This is a genomic window from Nonomuraea sp. LP-02 (genome assembly GCF_036289125.1).
GTDB classification, from domain to species: domain Bacteria; phylum Actinomycetota; class Actinomycetes; order Streptosporangiales; family Streptosporangiaceae; genus Nonomuraea; species Nonomuraea bangladeshensis.
In genome coordinates this window covers 4,906,083-4,922,533 of the sequence record NZ_JAXCLK010000001.1, presented here as the reverse complement: position 1 = coordinate 4,922,533, position 16,451 = coordinate 4,906,083, and the positions used below count along the sequence as shown (strand labels likewise).

The following is a 16,451-nucleotide window of genomic DNA, read 5'->3' as shown; positions in this document are numbered from 1 at the left end:
GGGAGGGGGAACCGCATTCTCCGCCCGCCGTCACACGGTCAGGACGATCTTCCCCACGGGGTGGCCGGTCTCGAAGTGGCGCATGGCTTCGCGGGCGTCGGCCAGCGCGTACACGCGGTCCACGACCGGGGTCAGGTCGCCCTGCTCCAGGAGGTCGCGCACGGCGGCGAGGTTGTCCCGCGCGGGGCGGGCCACGTAGTTGACGAAGCGTTGACGGCTGAAGAGCGCATGGAGGCGCCCGCCGATGATGCGGTTCATGGGGCCGAGCAGGCGGCCGCCCTTGCCGGAGTTGGGGATCAGGGTGCCGCGCGCGGCGAGCACCCGGCGGCAGGCGCTCAGCGGATGGTTGCCGACGTTGTCGAAGATGACGTCGTAACGGGTGGCTGTGCCGGCGGAGGTGAAGCTCTGCCGGGTGTAGTCGATGACGTGGGCCGCGCCCAGCTTGCGGACCAGGTCCGCGTTGGCGGTCCGGCACACGGCGGTCACCTCGGCGCCCAGGGTCCTGGCGATCTGGACGGCCAGCGTGCCGATGCCGCCGGACGCCCCGTTGATCAGCACCTGCTGGCCGGGGCTCACGCGGGCGTGGTCACGGAGCCCGAGCAGGGCGGTGACCGCCGAGGTGGGAACGGCGGCGGCCTGTTCGAACGTCAGCCCGGCGGGCTTCGGGAGCAGGGGGCCGTCCTGGCGGACGGTCACGTACTCGGCGAAGGTCCCGCCGGCGCAGCCGAACACCTCGTCGCCCGGCCGGAAGGCGGTGACGCCGCGGCCCACGGCCTCGACCTGGCCGGAGAAGTCGGCGCCCAGCGCGGAGTTCTTCGGGCGGCTCGGGCCGGACATGGCGCGGAGGACGTAGGGGACGCCGTGCATGAGGTGCCAGTCACCGGGGTTGACCGCGGCCGCGCGGACGCGGATCAGGACGTCCTCGTCGCCGGGCTCGGGGGTCGGGACATCCTGGAGTTCCAGCACGTCGGGGCCGCCGTAGGCGTGGTGGCGAATGGCCTTCACCGCGGGTCCTCTCGTCGACGACGATCACGCTAGCAGCCGGTATGAAGGCGGGCAACGGGGACAAATGGGGGGTGCCGGCGGCCCCCAAGGACCGCCGGCGGGTGGGGTCAGATGGGCAGGCCGCCGGTGGCGGAGCTGGTGGAGCCGGTGGCCTGGTAGGCGGCGATGGTGCGTTCGGCGATGCGCATCTGGTGGATCTCGTCCGCGCCGTCGGCGAAGCGGGCCCAGCGGGCGTGCTGGAACATGTTCGCCAGCGGCGTGTCCGTCGAGTAGCCCAGCGCGCCGTGGACCTGGATGGCGCGGTCCACGATGCGATTGAGGCTGTTGGCGACGAAGTGCTTGGCCATCGAGACCTCCGTACGGAAGTCCTCGCCCTTGTCGATCTTGGAAGCGGCGTGCAGGACCATCAGCTTGCACTGGTAGAGCTCCATCGCCGAGTCGGCGATCAGCCACTGGATGCCCTGCTTCTCGGCGAGCAGGGAGCCGTGGCTGTAGCGGTTGAGCGCCCGGTCGACCATCATGTCCAGGGCCGTCTCCGCCTGGGAGATCCAGCGCATGCAGTGGGCGAGGCGGGCCGGCCCGAGCCGGTACTGCCCCAGGCGGTGGCCGTTGCCCCGGCCGCCGAGGACGGCGCTGTCCGGCAGGCGGAGGTCCTCGATGACGATCTCGCTGTGCCCGGTGGAGCCGTGCATGGTCTCGACCTCGCGGACGTCCTTCCAGCCGGGGTTGGGCAGGTCCACGAGGAAGGCGGTGGTGGCGCCGCGGGTGCCCTCGGGGACGTCCTGCTCGGTGCGGGCGATGAGGATGGCGAAGTTGGCCCGGCGGGCGTTGGAGATGAACCATTTGTGGCCGTTGATCACCCATTCGTCGCCGTCCTGCACGGCGGTCGTCCGGATGAGGGTCGGGTCGGAGCCCGCGACCTCGGGCTCGGTCATCGCGAAGCAGGACATCTTGCTGCCCTCCAGCAGCGGGCGAAGATACTTCTCCTTCTGCTCGTCCGTCGCCCAGTGCAGCAGGGTGTGCATGTTGCCCTCGTCCGGGGCCTGGCAGTTGAGCACCCAAGGGCCGATGCGGGTCTTCGCCGACTCCGACTGCACCATGGCCAGCTCGACGTGCCCCAATCCCATGCCACCCCACTCCTTGGGCATGTGCGGCAGCCACAGGCCCTCGGCCTTCGCCTGGGAGCGGAGCCGGAAGATGGCGTGCAGGTAGGCGTCCCGGTCGCCCTCCTGCACCTCTTCCATGGCGGGGATGACGGTGCCCTGGATGAACGAGCGGACCCGCTTGCGGATCTCCTCGTGCTCGGGGGCGAGGGTGAAGTCGATGGCCATGTTGCCTCTCAGTGGTTCGGTGCGGGGTTGTGGCAGGCCAGCCAGTGGTCTTCGCCGATCTGCCGGATCTGGGGCTCCTCCAGCGAGCAGCGGTCCGTGGCGCGCGGGCAGCGCGTACGGAAGCGGCAGCCGGAGGGCGGGTCGACGGGGGAGGGCGGCTCGCCGGTGATGAGGGTCTCCGCCGGCCGGGCGCTGCTCGGGATGGAGGCGATCAGGGCCTGGGTGTACGGGTGCGCGGGCCGGGAGATGAGGTCCTCGCCCGGCGCCAGCTCGCACACCTTGCCCAGGTACATCACCATGACGCGGTCACTCACGTTCTTCACCACGGCCAGGTCGTGGGCGATGAACACGAGCGTCAGCCGGTAGCGGGCCTTGAGGTCCTCCAGCAGGTTGAGGATCTGCGCCTGCACCGACACGTCCAGCGCCGACACCGGCTCGTCGCAGATCACCACCTCGGGCTCCAGGATCAGGGCGCGGGCGATGGAGATGCGCTGGCACTGCCCGCCCGAGAACTCGTGCGGCCGCCGCTCCGCCGCCGTCCTCGGATCGAGGCCGACCGCCTCCAGCACCTCGTCCACCCGGTCGCCGGGCAGGCGCCACACGTGGGGGCCCTCGCCGACGATGTCGCGGACGCGGCGGCGCGGGTTGAGCGAGGAGATCGGGTCCTGGAAGATCATCTGGAGCCGCCGGCGGGTCCGGCGCAGGGCCTCGCCGCGCAGGGCGGTCAGCTCCTGGCCGTCCAGCAGCACCGAGCCCGAGCGCGGCGGCGGCAGCTGCACCAGGGCGCGGGCCGCGCTCGACTTGCCGCACCCGGACTCGCCGACGATGCCGAGCGTCTCGCCCTTCCGCAGGTCGAAGCTGACCCCGGCGACGGCGCTGACCGTGCGGCCGGCCCGGCCTGCGGGGAACTCCACGACCAGATCCTCCACCCGCAGCAGCACCTCGTCACGAGGGCGCAGGTGCGCGTTTCCGCTACCGGCCATCGACGTGCGTCCCTTCCAGAGAGGTCTCGGTCAAGGGGAGCGGGTGCCAGCACGCGTACGCGCGCCCCTCCACCTCCGTCAGCGGCGGCTGCTCGGTGGCGCAGCGGTCCCCGGCGTACGCGCACCGCGCGCGGAAGGCGCACCCGGCGGGCAGGTCGGCCAGGTCGGGCGGCCGGCCGGAGATGACCCGGAGCCGGTGGTGCGCCGGGTCGGTGAGCCGGGGCGCGGCCTGGAGCAGGGCCTCCGTGTACGGCATGCGCGGCCGGCCGAACACCTCGGCCGCCGGCCCCCGTTCGACGACCCGCCCGGCGTACATGACGATGACCTCGTCCGCCCACCGCGCGACCACCGACAGGTCGTGGCTGACCAGCACCACGGCCATGTCGCGCTCCTCGCGCAGCCGGTGCAGCAGCCGCAGCACCTGGTCCTGGATCGTGACGTCGAGCGCGGTCGTCGGCTCGTCGGCGAACAGCACGTCGGGCCCGCACGACAGCGCCATGGCGATCGTCACCCGCTGCCGCATCCCGCCGGAGAGCTGGTGCGGGTAGCGGCGCAGCGTACGGGCGGGGTCGGGGATGCCGACCGAGGCCAGCAGCCGCACGGCCTCCTCGCGCGCCTGCCGCCGGCCCATGCGCAGGTGCACCCGCAGCGGCTCGGTCACCTGGGCGCCGATGGTCCGCACCGGGTTGAGCGCGGTCATCGGGTCCTGGAAGACGGTCCCGAGGCGCGGCCCGAGCACCGAGCGCATCTCGGCGGGCGAGCGGGCGGTCAGGTCGTCGCCGGACAGGTAGACGGTGCCGCCGCGCACCGCCGTGCCGGGCAGCAGGCCGAGGATCGACCGGATGAGCATGGACTTGCCCGACCCGGACTCGCCCACGACGGCCAGCGTCCGGCCGCGCTCCAGCGTGAAGGAGACCCCGTCCACGGCCTTGACCAGGCCGCGCGGGGTGACGAAGTGCGTCCGCACGTCCTCGGCCTGGAGCAGGCAGTCCCGCACCGGGTGCGGCGCGGTGGGCGCGGGGACGGCGGCGACCGCCTGGCGCACCGGCTCCAGGCCGATCTCCCGCACGTCGGTCAGCGCCCGCAGCCGGTCGCCGACCAGGTTGAACGACAGCACGGTCAGGAACATCACGACCGACGGCGCGAGGACCACGTTGGGCGCGTCCTCCATGATGGTGCGGCCCTCGTTGATGAGGCCGCCCCAGGTCGGCGTGGGGGCCTGGACCGACAGGCCGAGGAAGGCGAGGCTGCCCTCGGCGACGATGACCACGGCCATGCCGATGAACGCGTACGACGAGGCCGGCACGGCGACGTTCGGCACGACCTCGCGCCACAGGATGCGCCGGTCGCGGGCGCCGAGCACGCGGGCGGCGAGCACGAACTCCCGCCCGGCGTAGGTGAGCGTGGACCCGCGGACGAGCCGCACCCACGACGGCACGCCGAGCACGCCCAGCACGATGATCACGTTGCGCAGGCTCGCGCCCGCGAACGCCACCACGGCCAGCGCGAAGACCAGCGCGGGGAACGCCTGCGCCACGTCGTTCAACGCCATGATGACCGCGTCGGCGGCCTTCCTGCGGTAGCCGGCGAGCAGCCCGAGCGGCGCGCCGATGGCGAGCCCGAGCAGCACCGCGCCGAGGCCGACGCCGAGCGAGACGCGGGCCCCGTACACCACGCGGCTCAGCACGTCGCGGCCGAGCCCGTCGGTGCCGAAGGGGTGCGCGGGCGAGGGCCCCGACCGGGGCGGGCCGGCCAGCGTCTCGTCGTAGCGGGCCAGCGGCAGCACGTCCGCCAGCAGCGCGGCCAGCAGCACCAGCAGGATCCAGCCGGTCGCCAGCCAGAAGCCGAGCCCGAGGCGCGACCCCCGCTTCAGGGCGCTACGCACGACGGATCCTGGGGTCCACGGCGGCGTACACGAGGTCCACCGCGACGTTGATGGCCACGTAGCCGACCGAGATCAGCACGACGCCTCCCTGAACGGACAGGTAATCCCGGGAGAAGATGGAGTCGACGATGAGCCGCCCGACGCCGGGCAGCCCGAAGAGGGTCTCGATGATGACCGCGCCGCCGATGAGCGCGCCCAGGTTGAGTCCGACGGCGGTGATGAGCGTGATGGCGGACGGGCGCAGCGCGTGCCGCCACAGGATGCGGCGCGGCGACAGCCCGCGGGCGCGGGCGAGCGTGATGTAGTCCTCCTGGAGGGTGGCGATCAGGTCGGTACGCAGCAGCCGCGCGTAGACGGCGAGCTGCCCGCAGCCCAGCGTGACCGCAGGCAGGATCACCGACGTCAGGTTCCATCCCAGGTCGAGCGAGATCGGCGTCCACCCGGTCGCGGGCACGACCTGCCAGGTCACCGCGAAGACCAGGATGAGCAGCACGCCGAGCACGAACACGGGCGTGGACAGCAGCGCGAAGCTGAGGGTGGTGAGCGCCTGGTCGAGGGCCCGGCCGGCGCGGCGGGCGGCGGCCACGCCGATCGGGATCGCCAGGCCGAGCGCGATGACCTGCGCCGCGACCAGCAGCTCCAGCGTGACGGGAAGGCGTTCGGCCAGCTCGGCGGCGACCGGCATCCGGGTGATGTACGAGGTGCCGAAGTCGCCGGTCGCGATCCCGCCCAGCCAGTCGAGGTAGCGCACCAGCAGCGGCTGGTCGAGGCCCAGCTCCTGGCGCACCTGCGCGCGGGCCTCCTCCGTCGCCGACAGGCCCAGGATCTGCGTGACCGGATCACCGGGCAGCAGGTTGAGCAGCGCGTACGACAGGAAGGTGACCGCGAGCAGCACGATCAGGAGCCGGACCAGCCGGTGGACGACGATCACCGCTGGGTGACCCAGATCTGCGTGAACGGGTGGAAGGGGATGGGCGAGCCGGTCAGCGGCAGCCCCTTCTCGCCGTCCGGCAGCGTGTGCTCGCCGATGCCCTGCACGCGCGACCGGGCGATGATCGCGCCGGTGTTGAGATGGTCGACGAACACGTACGGGACGAGCTCGCGCAGGCGCTCCTGCACGGTGGCGTACGCCTGCTTGCGGGTGGCCTCGTCGGCGCTGATCCGGCCGACGTCGAAGGCCTTGCTGAGCCGGTCGTCCTTGAGCCTGGTCATGTTGAGCGAGATCGCGCCGACCGGCTTGGCGTAACCCTGGTGCATCCAGATGTACTCGCCGTCGGGGTCCTGGGAGGAGAACTGCGTCCACACGGTCGCCTGGAAGCCGCCGGTGATCGCGCGGTTGATCAGGTCGGCCTGGTCGGCCTGCTTGATCGACACCTCGACGCCGGCCTTTCGCCACATGTCCTGGGCCAGCTCGACGCCCTGCATGGTGTTCGGGTCGGGGGTGGAGATCAGCTCGAAGCGGATGGGGCCCTTCTCCGCCTCGACCTCCTTGACCAGGGCGGTGGCCTTGGCGAGGTCGTAGTCGGGGTAGCCGCCGGCGGCGTACCAGGGGGAGTCCTTCGACCACGGGCCGTCGGCCGGCTCGGTCAGCCCGCCGCGCAGGGTCGAGATCACGGTCTTGCGGTCGGTGGCGTGGGCGAGTGCCCTGCGCACGCGTACGTCGTCCAGCGGCGGGACGGCGGTGTTGAGCAGGAACATGTACTCGGCGACCGCCATGCCCTCGGACCGGTGCACGCTGTAGGCGTCCTTCATGGCGCCGAACTTGGTCAGGTCCTCGTCGCGGGAGGTGCCGATGGCGTCGATGCCGCCGGCCTCCAGGGTCTGCGCGCGGGTCTGGCTGTCGGGCAGGATGCGGAACTCGATCTCGTCCAGGTAGGGGAGCCCGTTCCGCCAGTAGTGCGGGTTCTTGGCGACGACCATGCGGTTGTCCGGCACGTACTCCTTGAAGATGAACGGCCCGGTGCCGACGGGTTTGAGGCTGGCCGTCTTCGGGTCGGCGAGCGAGGCGGGCGGCACGATCATGCCGGTCTGGGTGGTCAGGTAGTAGGGGAAGGCGACCCACGGCTGCGACAGCTTGACCTTGACCGTCATCGGGTCGGCCAGCTCGAACGACTTGATGGGCACGAACACCGCCGCGGTCAGCGGCGACGCCTTCTGCGCCTCCAGGTTGGCCTTGACGATGTCACCGGTCAGCCGGATGCCGTCGGAGAAGGCGATGCCGGACCTGACCTTGATCGTCCACTCGTCGTACTTGTCGTTGGGGGTGACCGACTCCGCCAGGTACGGCTTCCAGCTCCCGTCGGCGGCCACGGCCACCAGCGGCTCGATGATCGCGGTGACCATGCTGTAGCTCTGCGCCGCGAACTGGTCGATCACCGGGTTGAACCCGTTGGCGTCGGCGCTCAGCCCATAGACCAGCCGGCCGCCCTGCGCCGGCCCCGACGACGCCGCCGACGGGCCCCCGCCCGGCGGTTCGGCGACCGGGCGTTGGCCGCTGCATGCTAGTAGCACGGCCGTGGCCAGTAACAGCGTGGCCGGCGTTCTCCAGCGTTTCATTCACGCCTCCTCCCGGATCGTCCCCCGAGAGCAATTTCACCGATAGTACTATCGGTGAAAAATCGCACAAGACCCTAGAGGACCGCGTGATGACGACACCGCCGCTCAGCAGGAGCGAGGCGAAGGACCAGACCCGGCGGCGGCTGATCCGGGCCGCGCTCGCGATCCTCGACCAGGAGGGCGAGGCGGAACTGAGCACCGTCAAGGTCGCCAAGGCGGCCGGGATCGCCCAGTCCAGCTTCTACGTGCACTTCAAGGACATGCAGGACCTGCTGCGGGTGCTGGCCGAGGAAGGCGGCGAACGGCTGCGCGGCGCGATGCGCGAGGCCCGGCGCAAGGCCCGCGAGGAGCCCGGCGACCTCGACCGGCACCGCGAGACCTTCCGCATCCCGCTGGAGGCCAGTTGCCGGCATCCTGAGCTGCTGCGCATCCAGCTACGGGCGCGGCACGACCCGTCGTCCTCGCTGCGGGACTTCGCCGTGCGGACGGCGGCGGCCTACCGCGACCACCACGCCGCCGACCTGGCCGCGCTCGGCTACACCGCCGACGACGAGCGGGACCGGCGGCGGCTGGAGATGATCGCCGAGGGCATCAACGCCGCCACCAACGCCCTCGCCATCGGCCACCTGGAGGGGCGCTACCCCGATCTGGACGAGTGCGCCGACATCCTGACGGCACTCTCGCGCGGCGCCCTCCGCCTCCTCCGCCACGAGGCCACCGGCCCCCGCAACCCTTCGCCACCCGGCGAGCCCGAGGCCGGCGGCAGCGAAGGGTGAAGGGGCCCGCGTCAGACCTGGTCGGCGAGGGCGGCGGCCTGGTCGGCGGTGAGGCGGCCGTCGGCGACGATCGTGACGACCCGGCGGGTCAGCCGTTCATCGACGACCAGCGGCCGGTCCCAGGCCAGCGCCTGCCCCACCCCCGGATACTCCGTGTTGCGGACGAACCAGGCGTCGCCGTCGTCCTGGACGAACACCAGCGTCCAGTCCCGCCCGTCCGGGTCGGTGCCGGACAGCGCCACCCACCGGTCGCGGCTCCCGTGCACGGCCTCCTCGCCGCCGGGGAGCGTCGCCCGGTCCGTGGACGTGCCGGGCGCGCGCCAGAAGAAGCCGCCGTAGCCCGCCCCCGCGCGCCCCTTGGTGGCCGAGCTGTTGACCTCGACGGGCGCCCCGGTGAGGTTCGTCAGCGTGAACGCGAAGTCCAGCGCCCAGGCGCCGTCCCCCAGCGGCCGGGCGGCGACGACGCGCTCCTCGCGCGCCACGACCCGCCCGTCCGGGCCCGCCCACTCCAGCTCCTCCGTGAAGCCGTCGTCGGCGAGCCGGGTGAAGGCCCGGTGCCGTTGCGTGCCGTGGTCGTCGAGCCAGGTCGGCCCCTGGTCCTTGACGTACGTGCGCCCGCCCCAGAAGTTCACCCCGCCGAGGTCCGAGATCGCCACGCCCGCGCCCAGGTGGTGCACGTGGTCCTCGGGCCGCACCTCGGTGACCTCGACGCCGGCCAGTGTGCGCACCCGGTGCAGGTACGGCCGGGGCGAGTCGTTGGGCGGCAGGTCGGGCCGGATCTCGTACGCGGCCACCTCCGCGCCGCCGACCAGCAGGTTCACCCGCGACCACGGCGCGTCCAGCTCGGAGTAGAGCGCCAGCTCGTCCGCGCTGCGGGCGGTCAGCTCGGCGATGCCGGGCAGCAGCCTGCGCACGACCTCACCCGCCGCGTCCCGCTCGGCCACCTGGTGCCGCTCGGGGATCGGCAGCGGCTCGGGGGCGCGCCGCACGGCGTCCAGGACCTGGGTGAACGCCTCGGTACGGGCCAGCGGCACCAGCAGCTCCGCGCCCGTCCTGACGTGGTCGATCAGGTTCTCCAGCAGGCCGGCGCGCTCGTGGACGGTGGTGGTGACCGAGCCGTCCGCGTGCTCGACCCGGAGCTGGTCCTGGGTGTAGACGAGCGTGGCGCGGCCCCGGTCGCCGTGCACGACGAGGTACGGCTCGTGCCGCTCGGCCGCGCACAGCGACACCGCGATCGTGATCGTCAGCCCGTCGTCGAGCCGGATCCGTACGCAGGAGGTGTCGTCCGACTCGATCGGGTTGGCGTGGTAGAGCTCGGTCTCGATGCCGGCGACGCCGCTGTCGGCGAGCGCCAGCGCGGTCGCGACGGCGTGCGCGAACGGGTTGGTGAGCGCGCCGTCCACGACGTCCACGCCGTTCAGCCGGCGCTTGCCGGCCCAGGCCGAGCGGGTGAAGTACGCCGCCGGCCGTTCCCACGCGCCCGCGCCGCCGATGCCGCGCACGGCACCGAGCGCGCCGCTCGCGATCAGCTCGCGCAGCGCGGGGACGGCCGCCGAGCCGAGCGACTGGAAGCCGACCTGGAGCGCCCGCCCGGTCTCCTCGACCGCCGCCGCGATCCGCCGGTGCTCGTCCGGGCTGGGCGCGGGGGGCTTCTCCAGCAGCACGTGGGAGCCGGCGCGCAGCGCGGTCACCGCGAGGTCGGCGTGCGTGTGGATCGGCGTGCAGATGACGGTGAACTCCGCGCCGGTCTTCTCGATCAGCTCGCCCAGGTCGGGCGACTGCAGCGGCGTGCCGAAGTCGACCTCGACCGGCCGCACGTCGCAGATCCCGACCAGCTCGACGAGCCCTTGGGCGGCCAGCGCCCGCAGGTTGCCCAGGTGGTGCCGGCCGTGCCCGTTGGCCCCGGCGAGAACGACCTTCTCCATCACGTCCACCTCAGTCCCAGTCCGGCGTGCCCGCCCGCGCGCAGCATTCCTCCGGACACCTCCACCGGGTACGGCTCCCGCAGCAGCCCGAGCGCCGCGAAGGAGGCGTCCTCCACGTCCTCGGCCATGGCCGGCAGCGGCAGGGCCAGCGCGAGCTGCCCGGACAGCTCGCTCAGCAGGTGCGGGTAGACCGGCACGTCGTACGTCCTCGCCAGCTCGGCGATCCGCAGGAACGGCGTGATGCCGCCGACCCTGACCACGTTCGGCTGCACCACGTCGCAGGCTCCGGCGGCGAGCAGGTCGCGGAAGCCGTAGGTGGTGTAGACGTTCTCGCCGACGGCGATCGGCACGTCGATGGAGCGGCGCAGCTCCACGTGCGCGGCCACGTCGTCGGCGGGCAGCGGCTCCTCGATCCAGTGCAGGCCGAACTCCCGCAGCGCGGCGATGGCCCGCCGGGCGCGGTGCAGGTCCCAGCGCTGGTTGGCGTCGATCATCAGCAGCCGGTCGGGGCCGATGACCTCGCGGACGGCGGCGACCCTGGCGACGTCCTCGGCCAGGTCGGGACGGCCCACCTTGATCTTGACGCCCCGGAGCCCGGCGGCCGTCCAGCGGCGGGCCTGCTCGACCAGCTCCTCCAGCGAGTAGTGCAGGTTGACGCCGCTGCCGTAGACCGGCACCTCGTCGCGCCGCCGGCCGAGCACGTCGGGCAGGGCGGCCTCGCCGCAGCGCAGGTCCCACAGGGCGAGGTCGATCCCGGCCAGCGCGATCGTGGTGATCCCGCCGGGGCCGGCCTCGCGCGCGTGCCGCCAGAGCCGGTCCCACACCACCTCCGGGTGCGGGGGCAGGCCGATCAGCGCCTCGCGCAGGTCGTGGTCGAGCAGCGCCCGTACGGCGTGCGCGCCGATCTGCGGCGTCCACGCGAACCCGGTGCCGGTGCGGCCGTCCTTGAGCGTGACGTGGGTGACGATCACGTGGTTGGCCGGCACGTCGGCGCCCCACGGGCGGGGGAGCGGGGCGGTGCGCAGCTCGGTGCGCAGGTCGGCGACCGTCATGACGCCGCCAGCTCCAGGCCGCTCTTGATCAGCGCCTCCAGCTCCGCCAGGTGCTCCTCGGTCACGTCCACGAGCGGCGGGCGGACCGGGCCCGCGTCCAGGCCGCGCAGCCGTACGCCGGCCTTGACCAGGGCGACCGGGTAGCCGGGGACCTTGCCGCGCAGCCGTACGAGGGGGGCGTAGAACTCGGTGAGCAGCCGCTCGTCGCCGTTCAGGTACGCCTTCGCGATCTCCGGCGCGAACGCGAACACCGCGCTGGAGTACAGCTCCACCCCGATGCCCCGGTAGGCGGGCATGGTCAGCTCCGCCGTCGGCAGCCCGTTGAAGAACAGGAAGCCGGGGTGCGTCTCGCGCACCGCGAGCACGGTCCGCTGCATGCGGTCGATGTCGCCGAGGCCGTCCTTGAGCCCGATCACGCCGGGGACGCCGGCCAGCTCGACCACGGCCTCCGGCTCCAGCACCACCGAGCCGCGCTGGTAGACGATCACCGGCAGCTCGGCCGCGACCGCCTCGACGTACGCGCGGAAGCCGTGCCCCGGCCCCTGCGCCAGGTAAGGCGGCATGAGCAGCAGCCCGTCGGCCCCGGCCGCCCGCGCGGCCCGCGCCTGGCTGAGCGCCGCGCCGAGCGGCCCGCCCGCGCCCGCGAACAGCGGCACCCGCCCGCGCACCACGTCGGCCGCCACCCGGATCACGCGCTCGTGCTCGGCCTCGGAGAGCGCGGAGAACTCGCCGGTGCCGCAGGCGGCGAACACGCCGCCCGGCCCGTGCTCCAGGCCCTGCCTGATGTGCTCGGCCAGCACCTCCTCGGCGAGCCCGCCCTCGGCGTCGAAGGGGGTGACGGGGAAGAACAGCACACCGCTGAGGTTCATCAGGAGCCTTCCTTGAGCTCGGTACGCCAGCTCCGCTTGGCCTGCCAGCCGAGCAGACGCTCTGCCTTGGTGGTCGAGAAGGCGGGGGAGGCGCCGGTGAGCCCCGCCGCGTACGGTTCGGTGCCCGGCACCACCTGGGGAAGCAGCTCGGCCAGCGGCTCCCTGGCGAGGGCGTCGGCGGCGCCGACGAAGAACACCTCGCCGTTCGGCAGTTCGGGCAGCGCCTCGATGAGCACGCCGGTGAACTCGGCGGCGTCGCGGGCGTCCACGTAGTTGAACAGCGACACCCCGCCCAGCTCCGGCCGGTCCAGCCGCTCGGTGAGCGTGTGGCCCGACTGCGTGGGGGCGCCGGCCCACTCCTCGGGGGCGATGACGAAGCACGGCCTGATGGCGGCGAAGTGCGTGGTGCCGGCCTCGGCGAACGTCTTCATGGTCTGCTCGGCGGCCACCTTCGACAGGTTGTACGCGTTCCAGGGCCGCACCGGGTGCTCCTCGTCGATCGGCAGGTACGCCGGCGCCCATCCGCCCGGCGCCCCGTAGCCGATCACCGTGGGGCTGCTGGCGATCACCACGTTCCGCACGCCGAGCGTCACCGAGGCCTCGCACACGTTGAACGCGAGCTGCGTGTTGACCTTGAAGATCACCGACTCGGGGCGGCTGAACGGCGTGGCGATGGCCGCCAGGTGGATCACCGACTCGGGGCGGAAACGCGCGACGACCTCGAACGCCTCTCCCGTGTCGGTGAGGTCGGCCGGTAAGACGGCCGCGGCCTCCGCCGGTGTCCCGGGGGCGCTGTCGACGCCGATGACCTCGTGCCCGGCCGCCGCCAGCGTGGCGACCACACTGCGGCCGAGGCGTCCTGCGCTTCCGGTGACGAGGACTCTGCTCACCGTGAGGGGCTCCTTCAAGACTGCAAACAGTTGCACTAAACCTTTGTGTCCCCAGGGCCGGGGCGTCAAGAGGGGATTTCGTGGCGCTGGTGCTACCAGGGGGTTTCCGGTCGGCCCGGGTGTGGCGTGGACCGGCAAGCGCTTTCAGCGTACCCATGGGGCCTGCAAGCGGTTGCGTTAGGGTGAGGGTTTGTGACAGTGACGATTCGTGATGTGGCCCGGGCGTCCGGCGTGCATGTGTCCACGGTGTCGCGGACGTTCTCCGCGCCCCACATGGTCAACGCCGCCACCCGTAGCAGGGTGCTGACGGTGGCCGAGGAGCTGGGTTACCGCCCCAACAGGGCGGCGCGGGCGCTCACGACCGGGCGTACGCACAACCTCGGGCTCATCGTGGCCGACATCGCCAACCCGTTCTTCCCCCCGTTGATCAAGGCGGCGCACGCGGCCGCCAGGCAGCGCGACTACCACCTGTTCGTGGCCGACACCGACGAGGAGCCGGCCGCCGAGGAGGAGCTGATCCAGGCCTTCTCCAAGCAGGTGGACGGCGTGGTGCTGTGCAGTCCGCGCTCCTCCAACAAGGTGCTGGAGCGGCTGGCCGAGCGGGTGCCGTTCGTGGTGATCAACCGGCGGCTGCGCGGCGCGGCCACCGTGCTGATGGACGTCGGCCACGGCGCGAGGCTCGCGGTCGAGCACCTGGCCGGGCTCGGGCACCGCCGCGTCGCCCTGGTGACGGGGCCGGCCGGCTCGTGGACGAGCGACGAGATCCGCACCGCCGCCGGGCAGGTGCCCGGCGTCGAGCTGGTGGTCATCGGGCCGAACGCGCCGACCGAGCGGGGCGGCTTCGGCGCCGCCGAGCGGGTGCGCGAGTCGGGGGTGACCGGCGTGCTCGCCTACAACGACCTCGTGGCCATCGGGCTCATCGAGGGGCTCGGCGATCTCGGGCTGGAGGTGCCGGCGGACGTCTCCGTGGTGGGGATCGACGATATCGTTCCAGGGCGGCTCAATCGGCCCAAGCTCACCACCGTGGCCATGCCGACGGCAGCCGCCGGCCGGTTGGCGGTCGACCTGCTCATCCAGGAGGTGGCCGCCACGACGTCGCTGGAGACCAGGCTGGTCGTCAGGGACTCGACCGCAGCGCCACGATAGCGTGCCTGCTGCAACCGGTTGTACTAACCCAGAAGCAAATTCGTCTGACTTCTCCGGAGGGCGCCCGTGTCACCAGGGGAAACGCCGTGGCGATATATCGGTAACGGCTATGTAACGCCTGCAAAGGGTTGACGTAACTTTCCCGGCAGCTATAGGAAAGCGCTATCCATTCACATTTCGCCGGAAGGTCCGTGATGACGAATGAGTTCCGTCATGGCTGACTCGGTGGCGGTGAAGCCCCGGAAGGCGGCGAGTCCACCCGCGCAGGGCGGTCACCGCTCCACCCAACGTTCCCGCCGCGAGGCGCGGGCCGCCTACCTCTTCCTGGCGCCCTGGTTCGTCGGCCTGCTCGTCATCACGATCGGTCCGATCTTCGCCTCTCTCTACCTCTCCTTCACCGACTACAGCCTCCTCCAGGAGGCCAAGTGGATCGGGCTGGACAACTACGTCAAGATGTTCACCGAGGACCCGAGGTTCATCTCCTCGCTCAAGGTGACCACCATCTACGTGGTCGTCTCGGTCCCGCTGCAGTTGGCCTTCGCCCTCGCGCTGGCGCTCGTGCTCGACCGCGGGCTGCGCGGCCTGTCGTTCTACCGCTCGATCTTCTACCTGCCCTCCCTGCTGGGCGGCAGCGTCGCCATCGCCATCCTCTGGCGCAAGGTGTTCGGCGCGGACGGCCTGGTCAACGCGGTGCTCGCGATCTTCGGCATCGAGGGTCAGGGCTGGGTGGGCGACCCCGACACCGCGCTCGGCACGCTGATCCTCCTACACGTCTGGACGTTCGGCGCCCCGATGATCATCTTCCTGGCCGGCCTGCGCCAGATCCCGTCGAGCTACTACGAGGCGGCGTCGGTGGACGGCGCGGGCGTGTTCCGCCAGTTCCAGTCGATCACGATGCCGCTGCTGACGCCGATCATCTTCTTCAACCTCGTGCTGGAGATCATCAAGTCGTTCCAGTCGTTCACGCAGGCCTTCATCGTGAGCAACGGCAAGGGCGGCCCCGCCGACTCGACGCTGTTCTACACCCTCTACCTCTACCTCAAGGGCTTCAAGAGCTACGACATGGGCTACGCCGCCGCGATGGCGTGGGTCCTGCTGCTCATCATCGCGGCCCTCACCGGGGTGAACTTCCTCGCTTCCAAGTATTGGGTCTTCTATGGCGACGACAAGTAGGCGGCCGGTCCCGGCCCTGTTCCGCCCGCTCACCGGCGGACCCTGGGTCAAGCACGTGCTGCTGATCGGCTTCGGCCTGGTCATGCTGTACCCGCTGCTCTGGATGATCTCCAGCTCGCTCAAGCCGGAGGAGCTGATCTTCCGGGAGCCGGGCCTGTGGCCGAGCACGGTCACGCTGGAGAACTACACCGAGGGCTGGTACGCGCTCAAGCACCCCTTCGGCTACTACCTGTGGAACTCGGCCGTGATCACCGCGCTGTCGGTGGTGGCGAACCTGGTGGCCTGCTCGCTGGCCGCCTACGCCTTCGCCCGGCTGAACTTCCCGCTGAAGAAGCTCTGGTTCGCCCTCATGCTGGGCACGATCATGCTGCCGCACCACGTGGTGATCGTGCCGCAGTACATCATGTTCTCCGAGCTCGACCTGATCAACACCATCTGGCCACTGGTGATGCCGAAGGTGCTGGCGACGGACGCGTTCTTCGTCTTCCTGATGGTGCAGTTCATCCGTACACTGCCCAGAGAACTGGACGAGGCGGCCGAGATCGATGGGGCGGGATACTGGCGGATCTACCTCAGGGTCGTCATGCCGCTCTGCCTGCCGGCCCTGGCCACGACCGCGATCTTCACGTTCATCTGGACGTGGAACGACTTCCTCAGCCAGCTTCTTTACCTCAACAACCCGGACAACTTCACCGTCACGGTGGCGCTGCGCACGTTCCTGGACGCCAGCAGCGACTCGTCCTGGGGGCCGATGTTCGCCATGTCGATCGTCGCGCTGGGGCCGATCTTCGGTTTCTTCCTGGTCGGCCAGAAGTACCTGATCCGCGGCGTGGCCACCACCGGCCTGAAGTAGTCCTTTC

At 71.6% G+C, this 16,451-nt stretch carries 14 protein-coding genes; 4 read left to right on the top strand and 10 right to left on the bottom strand.

Annotated features, from left to right (window positions below):
• Positions 1 to 30: 30 nt before the first annotated feature.
• From SMD20_RS22825 to SMD20_RS22800, 6 genes are all read right to left on the bottom strand, one after another.
• Positions 31 to 1,005 (bottom strand): NAD(P)-dependent alcohol dehydrogenase, encoded by a 975-nt coding sequence (locus tag SMD20_RS22825; RefSeq protein ID WP_329584335.1) that lies wholly within the window; start codon positions 1,003 to 1,005, stop codon positions 31 to 33.
• Between the two features lie 107 nt (positions 1,006 to 1,112).
• Entirely contained in the window at positions 1,113 to 2,336 is a 1,224-nt protein-coding gene (locus SMD20_RS22820) for an acyl-CoA dehydrogenase family protein (protein WP_329584334.1), read from the bottom strand.
• Between the two features lie 8 nt (positions 2,337 to 2,344).
• Entirely contained in the window at positions 2,345 to 3,319 is a 975-nt protein-coding gene (locus tag SMD20_RS22815; RefSeq protein ID WP_329584333.1) for an ABC transporter ATP-binding protein, read from the bottom strand.
• Complete coding sequence (locus SMD20_RS22810) at positions 3,309 to 5,204, bottom strand: dipeptide/oligopeptide/nickel ABC transporter permease/ATP-binding protein (RefSeq protein ID WP_329584331.1); 1,896 nt, start codon at positions 5,202 to 5,204, stop codon at positions 3,309 to 3,311. The genes SMD20_RS22815 and SMD20_RS22810 overlap by 11 nt, the downstream gene beginning before the upstream one ends.
• Positions 5,197 to 6,135 (bottom strand): ABC transporter permease, encoded by a 939-nt coding sequence (locus SMD20_RS22805; RefSeq protein WP_329584329.1) that lies wholly within the window; start codon positions 6,133 to 6,135, stop codon positions 5,197 to 5,199. The genes SMD20_RS22810 and SMD20_RS22805 overlap by 8 nt, the downstream gene beginning before the upstream one ends.
• Positions 6,132 to 7,760, bottom strand: a complete 1,629-nt coding sequence (locus SMD20_RS22800; RefSeq protein ID WP_329584327.1) for an ABC transporter substrate-binding protein — start codon at positions 7,758 to 7,760, stop codon at positions 6,132 to 6,134. Before SMD20_RS22800 ends, SMD20_RS22805 begins: the two co-directional genes overlap by 4 nt.
• An 89-nt stretch (positions 7,761 to 7,849) precedes the next feature.
• On the opposite strand from SMD20_RS22800, the gene SMD20_RS22795 reads away from it, so the two are divergent.
• Entirely contained in the window at positions 7,850 to 8,536 is a 687-nt protein-coding gene (locus tag SMD20_RS22795; RefSeq protein WP_329584325.1) for a TetR family transcriptional regulator, read from the top strand.
• 11 nt (positions 8,537 to 8,547) lie between these two features.
• Here SMD20_RS22795 and SMD20_RS22790 read toward each other — a convergent pair whose 3' ends face one another.
• Genes SMD20_RS22790 through SMD20_RS22775 form a run of 4 tightly spaced genes read right to left on the bottom strand, consistent with a single transcriptional unit; the run spans position 8,548 to position 13,272 of the window.
• Positions 8,548 to 10,461 carry a DUF6807 family protein gene (locus tag SMD20_RS22790; protein ID WP_329584323.1) on the bottom strand — a complete coding sequence of 638 codons (1,914 nt, stop codon included), beginning with the start codon at positions 10,459 to 10,461 and terminating at the stop codon, positions 8,548 to 8,550.
• Complete coding sequence (locus SMD20_RS22785; protein ID WP_329584320.1) at positions 10,461 to 11,513, bottom strand: mandelate racemase/muconate lactonizing enzyme family protein; 1,053 nt, start codon at positions 11,511 to 11,513, stop codon at positions 10,461 to 10,463. Before SMD20_RS22785 ends, SMD20_RS22790 begins: the two co-directional genes overlap by 1 nt.
• Complete coding sequence (locus SMD20_RS22780; protein ID WP_329584318.1) at positions 11,510 to 12,382, bottom strand: 5-dehydro-4-deoxyglucarate dehydratase; 873 nt, start codon at positions 12,380 to 12,382, stop codon at positions 11,510 to 11,512. The genes SMD20_RS22785 and SMD20_RS22780 overlap by 4 nt, the downstream gene beginning before the upstream one ends.
• A complete protein-coding gene (locus SMD20_RS22775) occupies positions 12,382 to 13,272 on the bottom strand; it encodes an NAD-dependent epimerase/dehydratase family protein (protein ID WP_329584317.1) in 891 nt (296 codons plus the stop codon). Before SMD20_RS22775 ends, SMD20_RS22780 begins: the two co-directional genes overlap by 1 nt.
• Before the next feature lie 192 nt (positions 13,273 to 13,464).
• Here SMD20_RS22775 and SMD20_RS22770 point away from each other — a divergent pair, with 192 nt between their 5' ends.
• From SMD20_RS22770 to SMD20_RS22760, 3 genes are all read left to right on the top strand, one after another.
• Positions 13,465 to 14,418, top strand: a complete 954-nt coding sequence (locus SMD20_RS22770; RefSeq protein WP_329584315.1) for a LacI family DNA-binding transcriptional regulator — start codon at positions 13,465 to 13,467, stop codon at positions 14,416 to 14,418.
• 213 nt (positions 14,419 to 14,631) lie between these two features.
• The gene (locus SMD20_RS22765) at positions 14,632 to 15,591 is read left to right on the top strand and encodes a carbohydrate ABC transporter permease (RefSeq protein ID WP_329584312.1); all 960 of its coding nucleotides are present in this window, start codon (positions 14,632 to 14,634) and stop codon (positions 15,589 to 15,591) included.
• 82 nt (positions 15,592 to 15,673) lie between these two features.
• Positions 15,674 to 16,444 carry a carbohydrate ABC transporter permease gene (locus SMD20_RS22760; RefSeq protein WP_442942604.1) on the top strand — a complete coding sequence of 257 codons (771 nt, stop codon included), beginning with the start codon at positions 15,674 to 15,676 and terminating at the stop codon, positions 16,442 to 16,444.
• Positions 16,445 to 16,451 lie beyond the last annotated feature (7 nt).

Coding starts and splice junctions, on each gene's coding strand:
- SMD20_RS22820 (WP_329584334.1), bottom strand. CDS start 2,336: ATGGCCATCGACTTCACCCTCGCCCCCGAGCACGAGGAGATCCGCAAG.
- SMD20_RS22815 (WP_329584333.1), bottom strand. CDS start 3,319: ATGGCCGGTAGCGGAAACGCGCACCTGCGCCCTCGTGACGAGGTGCTG.
- SMD20_RS22800 (WP_329584327.1), bottom strand. CDS start 7,760: ATGAAACGCTGGAGAACGCCGGCCACGCTGTTACTGGCCACGGCCGTG.
- SMD20_RS22795 (WP_329584325.1), top strand. CDS start 7,850: ATGACGACACCGCCGCTCAGCAGGAGCGAGGCGAAGGACCAGACCCGG.
- SMD20_RS22790 (WP_329584323.1), bottom strand. CDS start 10,461: ATGGAGAAGGTCGTTCTCGCCGGGGCCAACGGGCACGGCCGGCACCAC.
- SMD20_RS22785 (WP_329584320.1), bottom strand. CDS start 11,513: ATGACGGTCGCCGACCTGCGCACCGAGCTGCGCACCGCCCCGCTCCCC.
- SMD20_RS22780 (WP_329584318.1), bottom strand. CDS start 12,382: ATGAACCTCAGCGGTGTGCTGTTCTTCCCCGTCACCCCCTTCGACGCC.
- SMD20_RS22765 (WP_329584312.1), top strand. CDS start 14,632: ATGGCTGACTCGGTGGCGGTGAAGCCCCGGAAGGCGGCGAGTCCACCC.
- SMD20_RS22760 (WP_442942604.1), top strand. CDS start 15,674: ATGCTGTACCCGCTGCTCTGGATGATCTCCAGCTCGCTCAAGCCGGAG.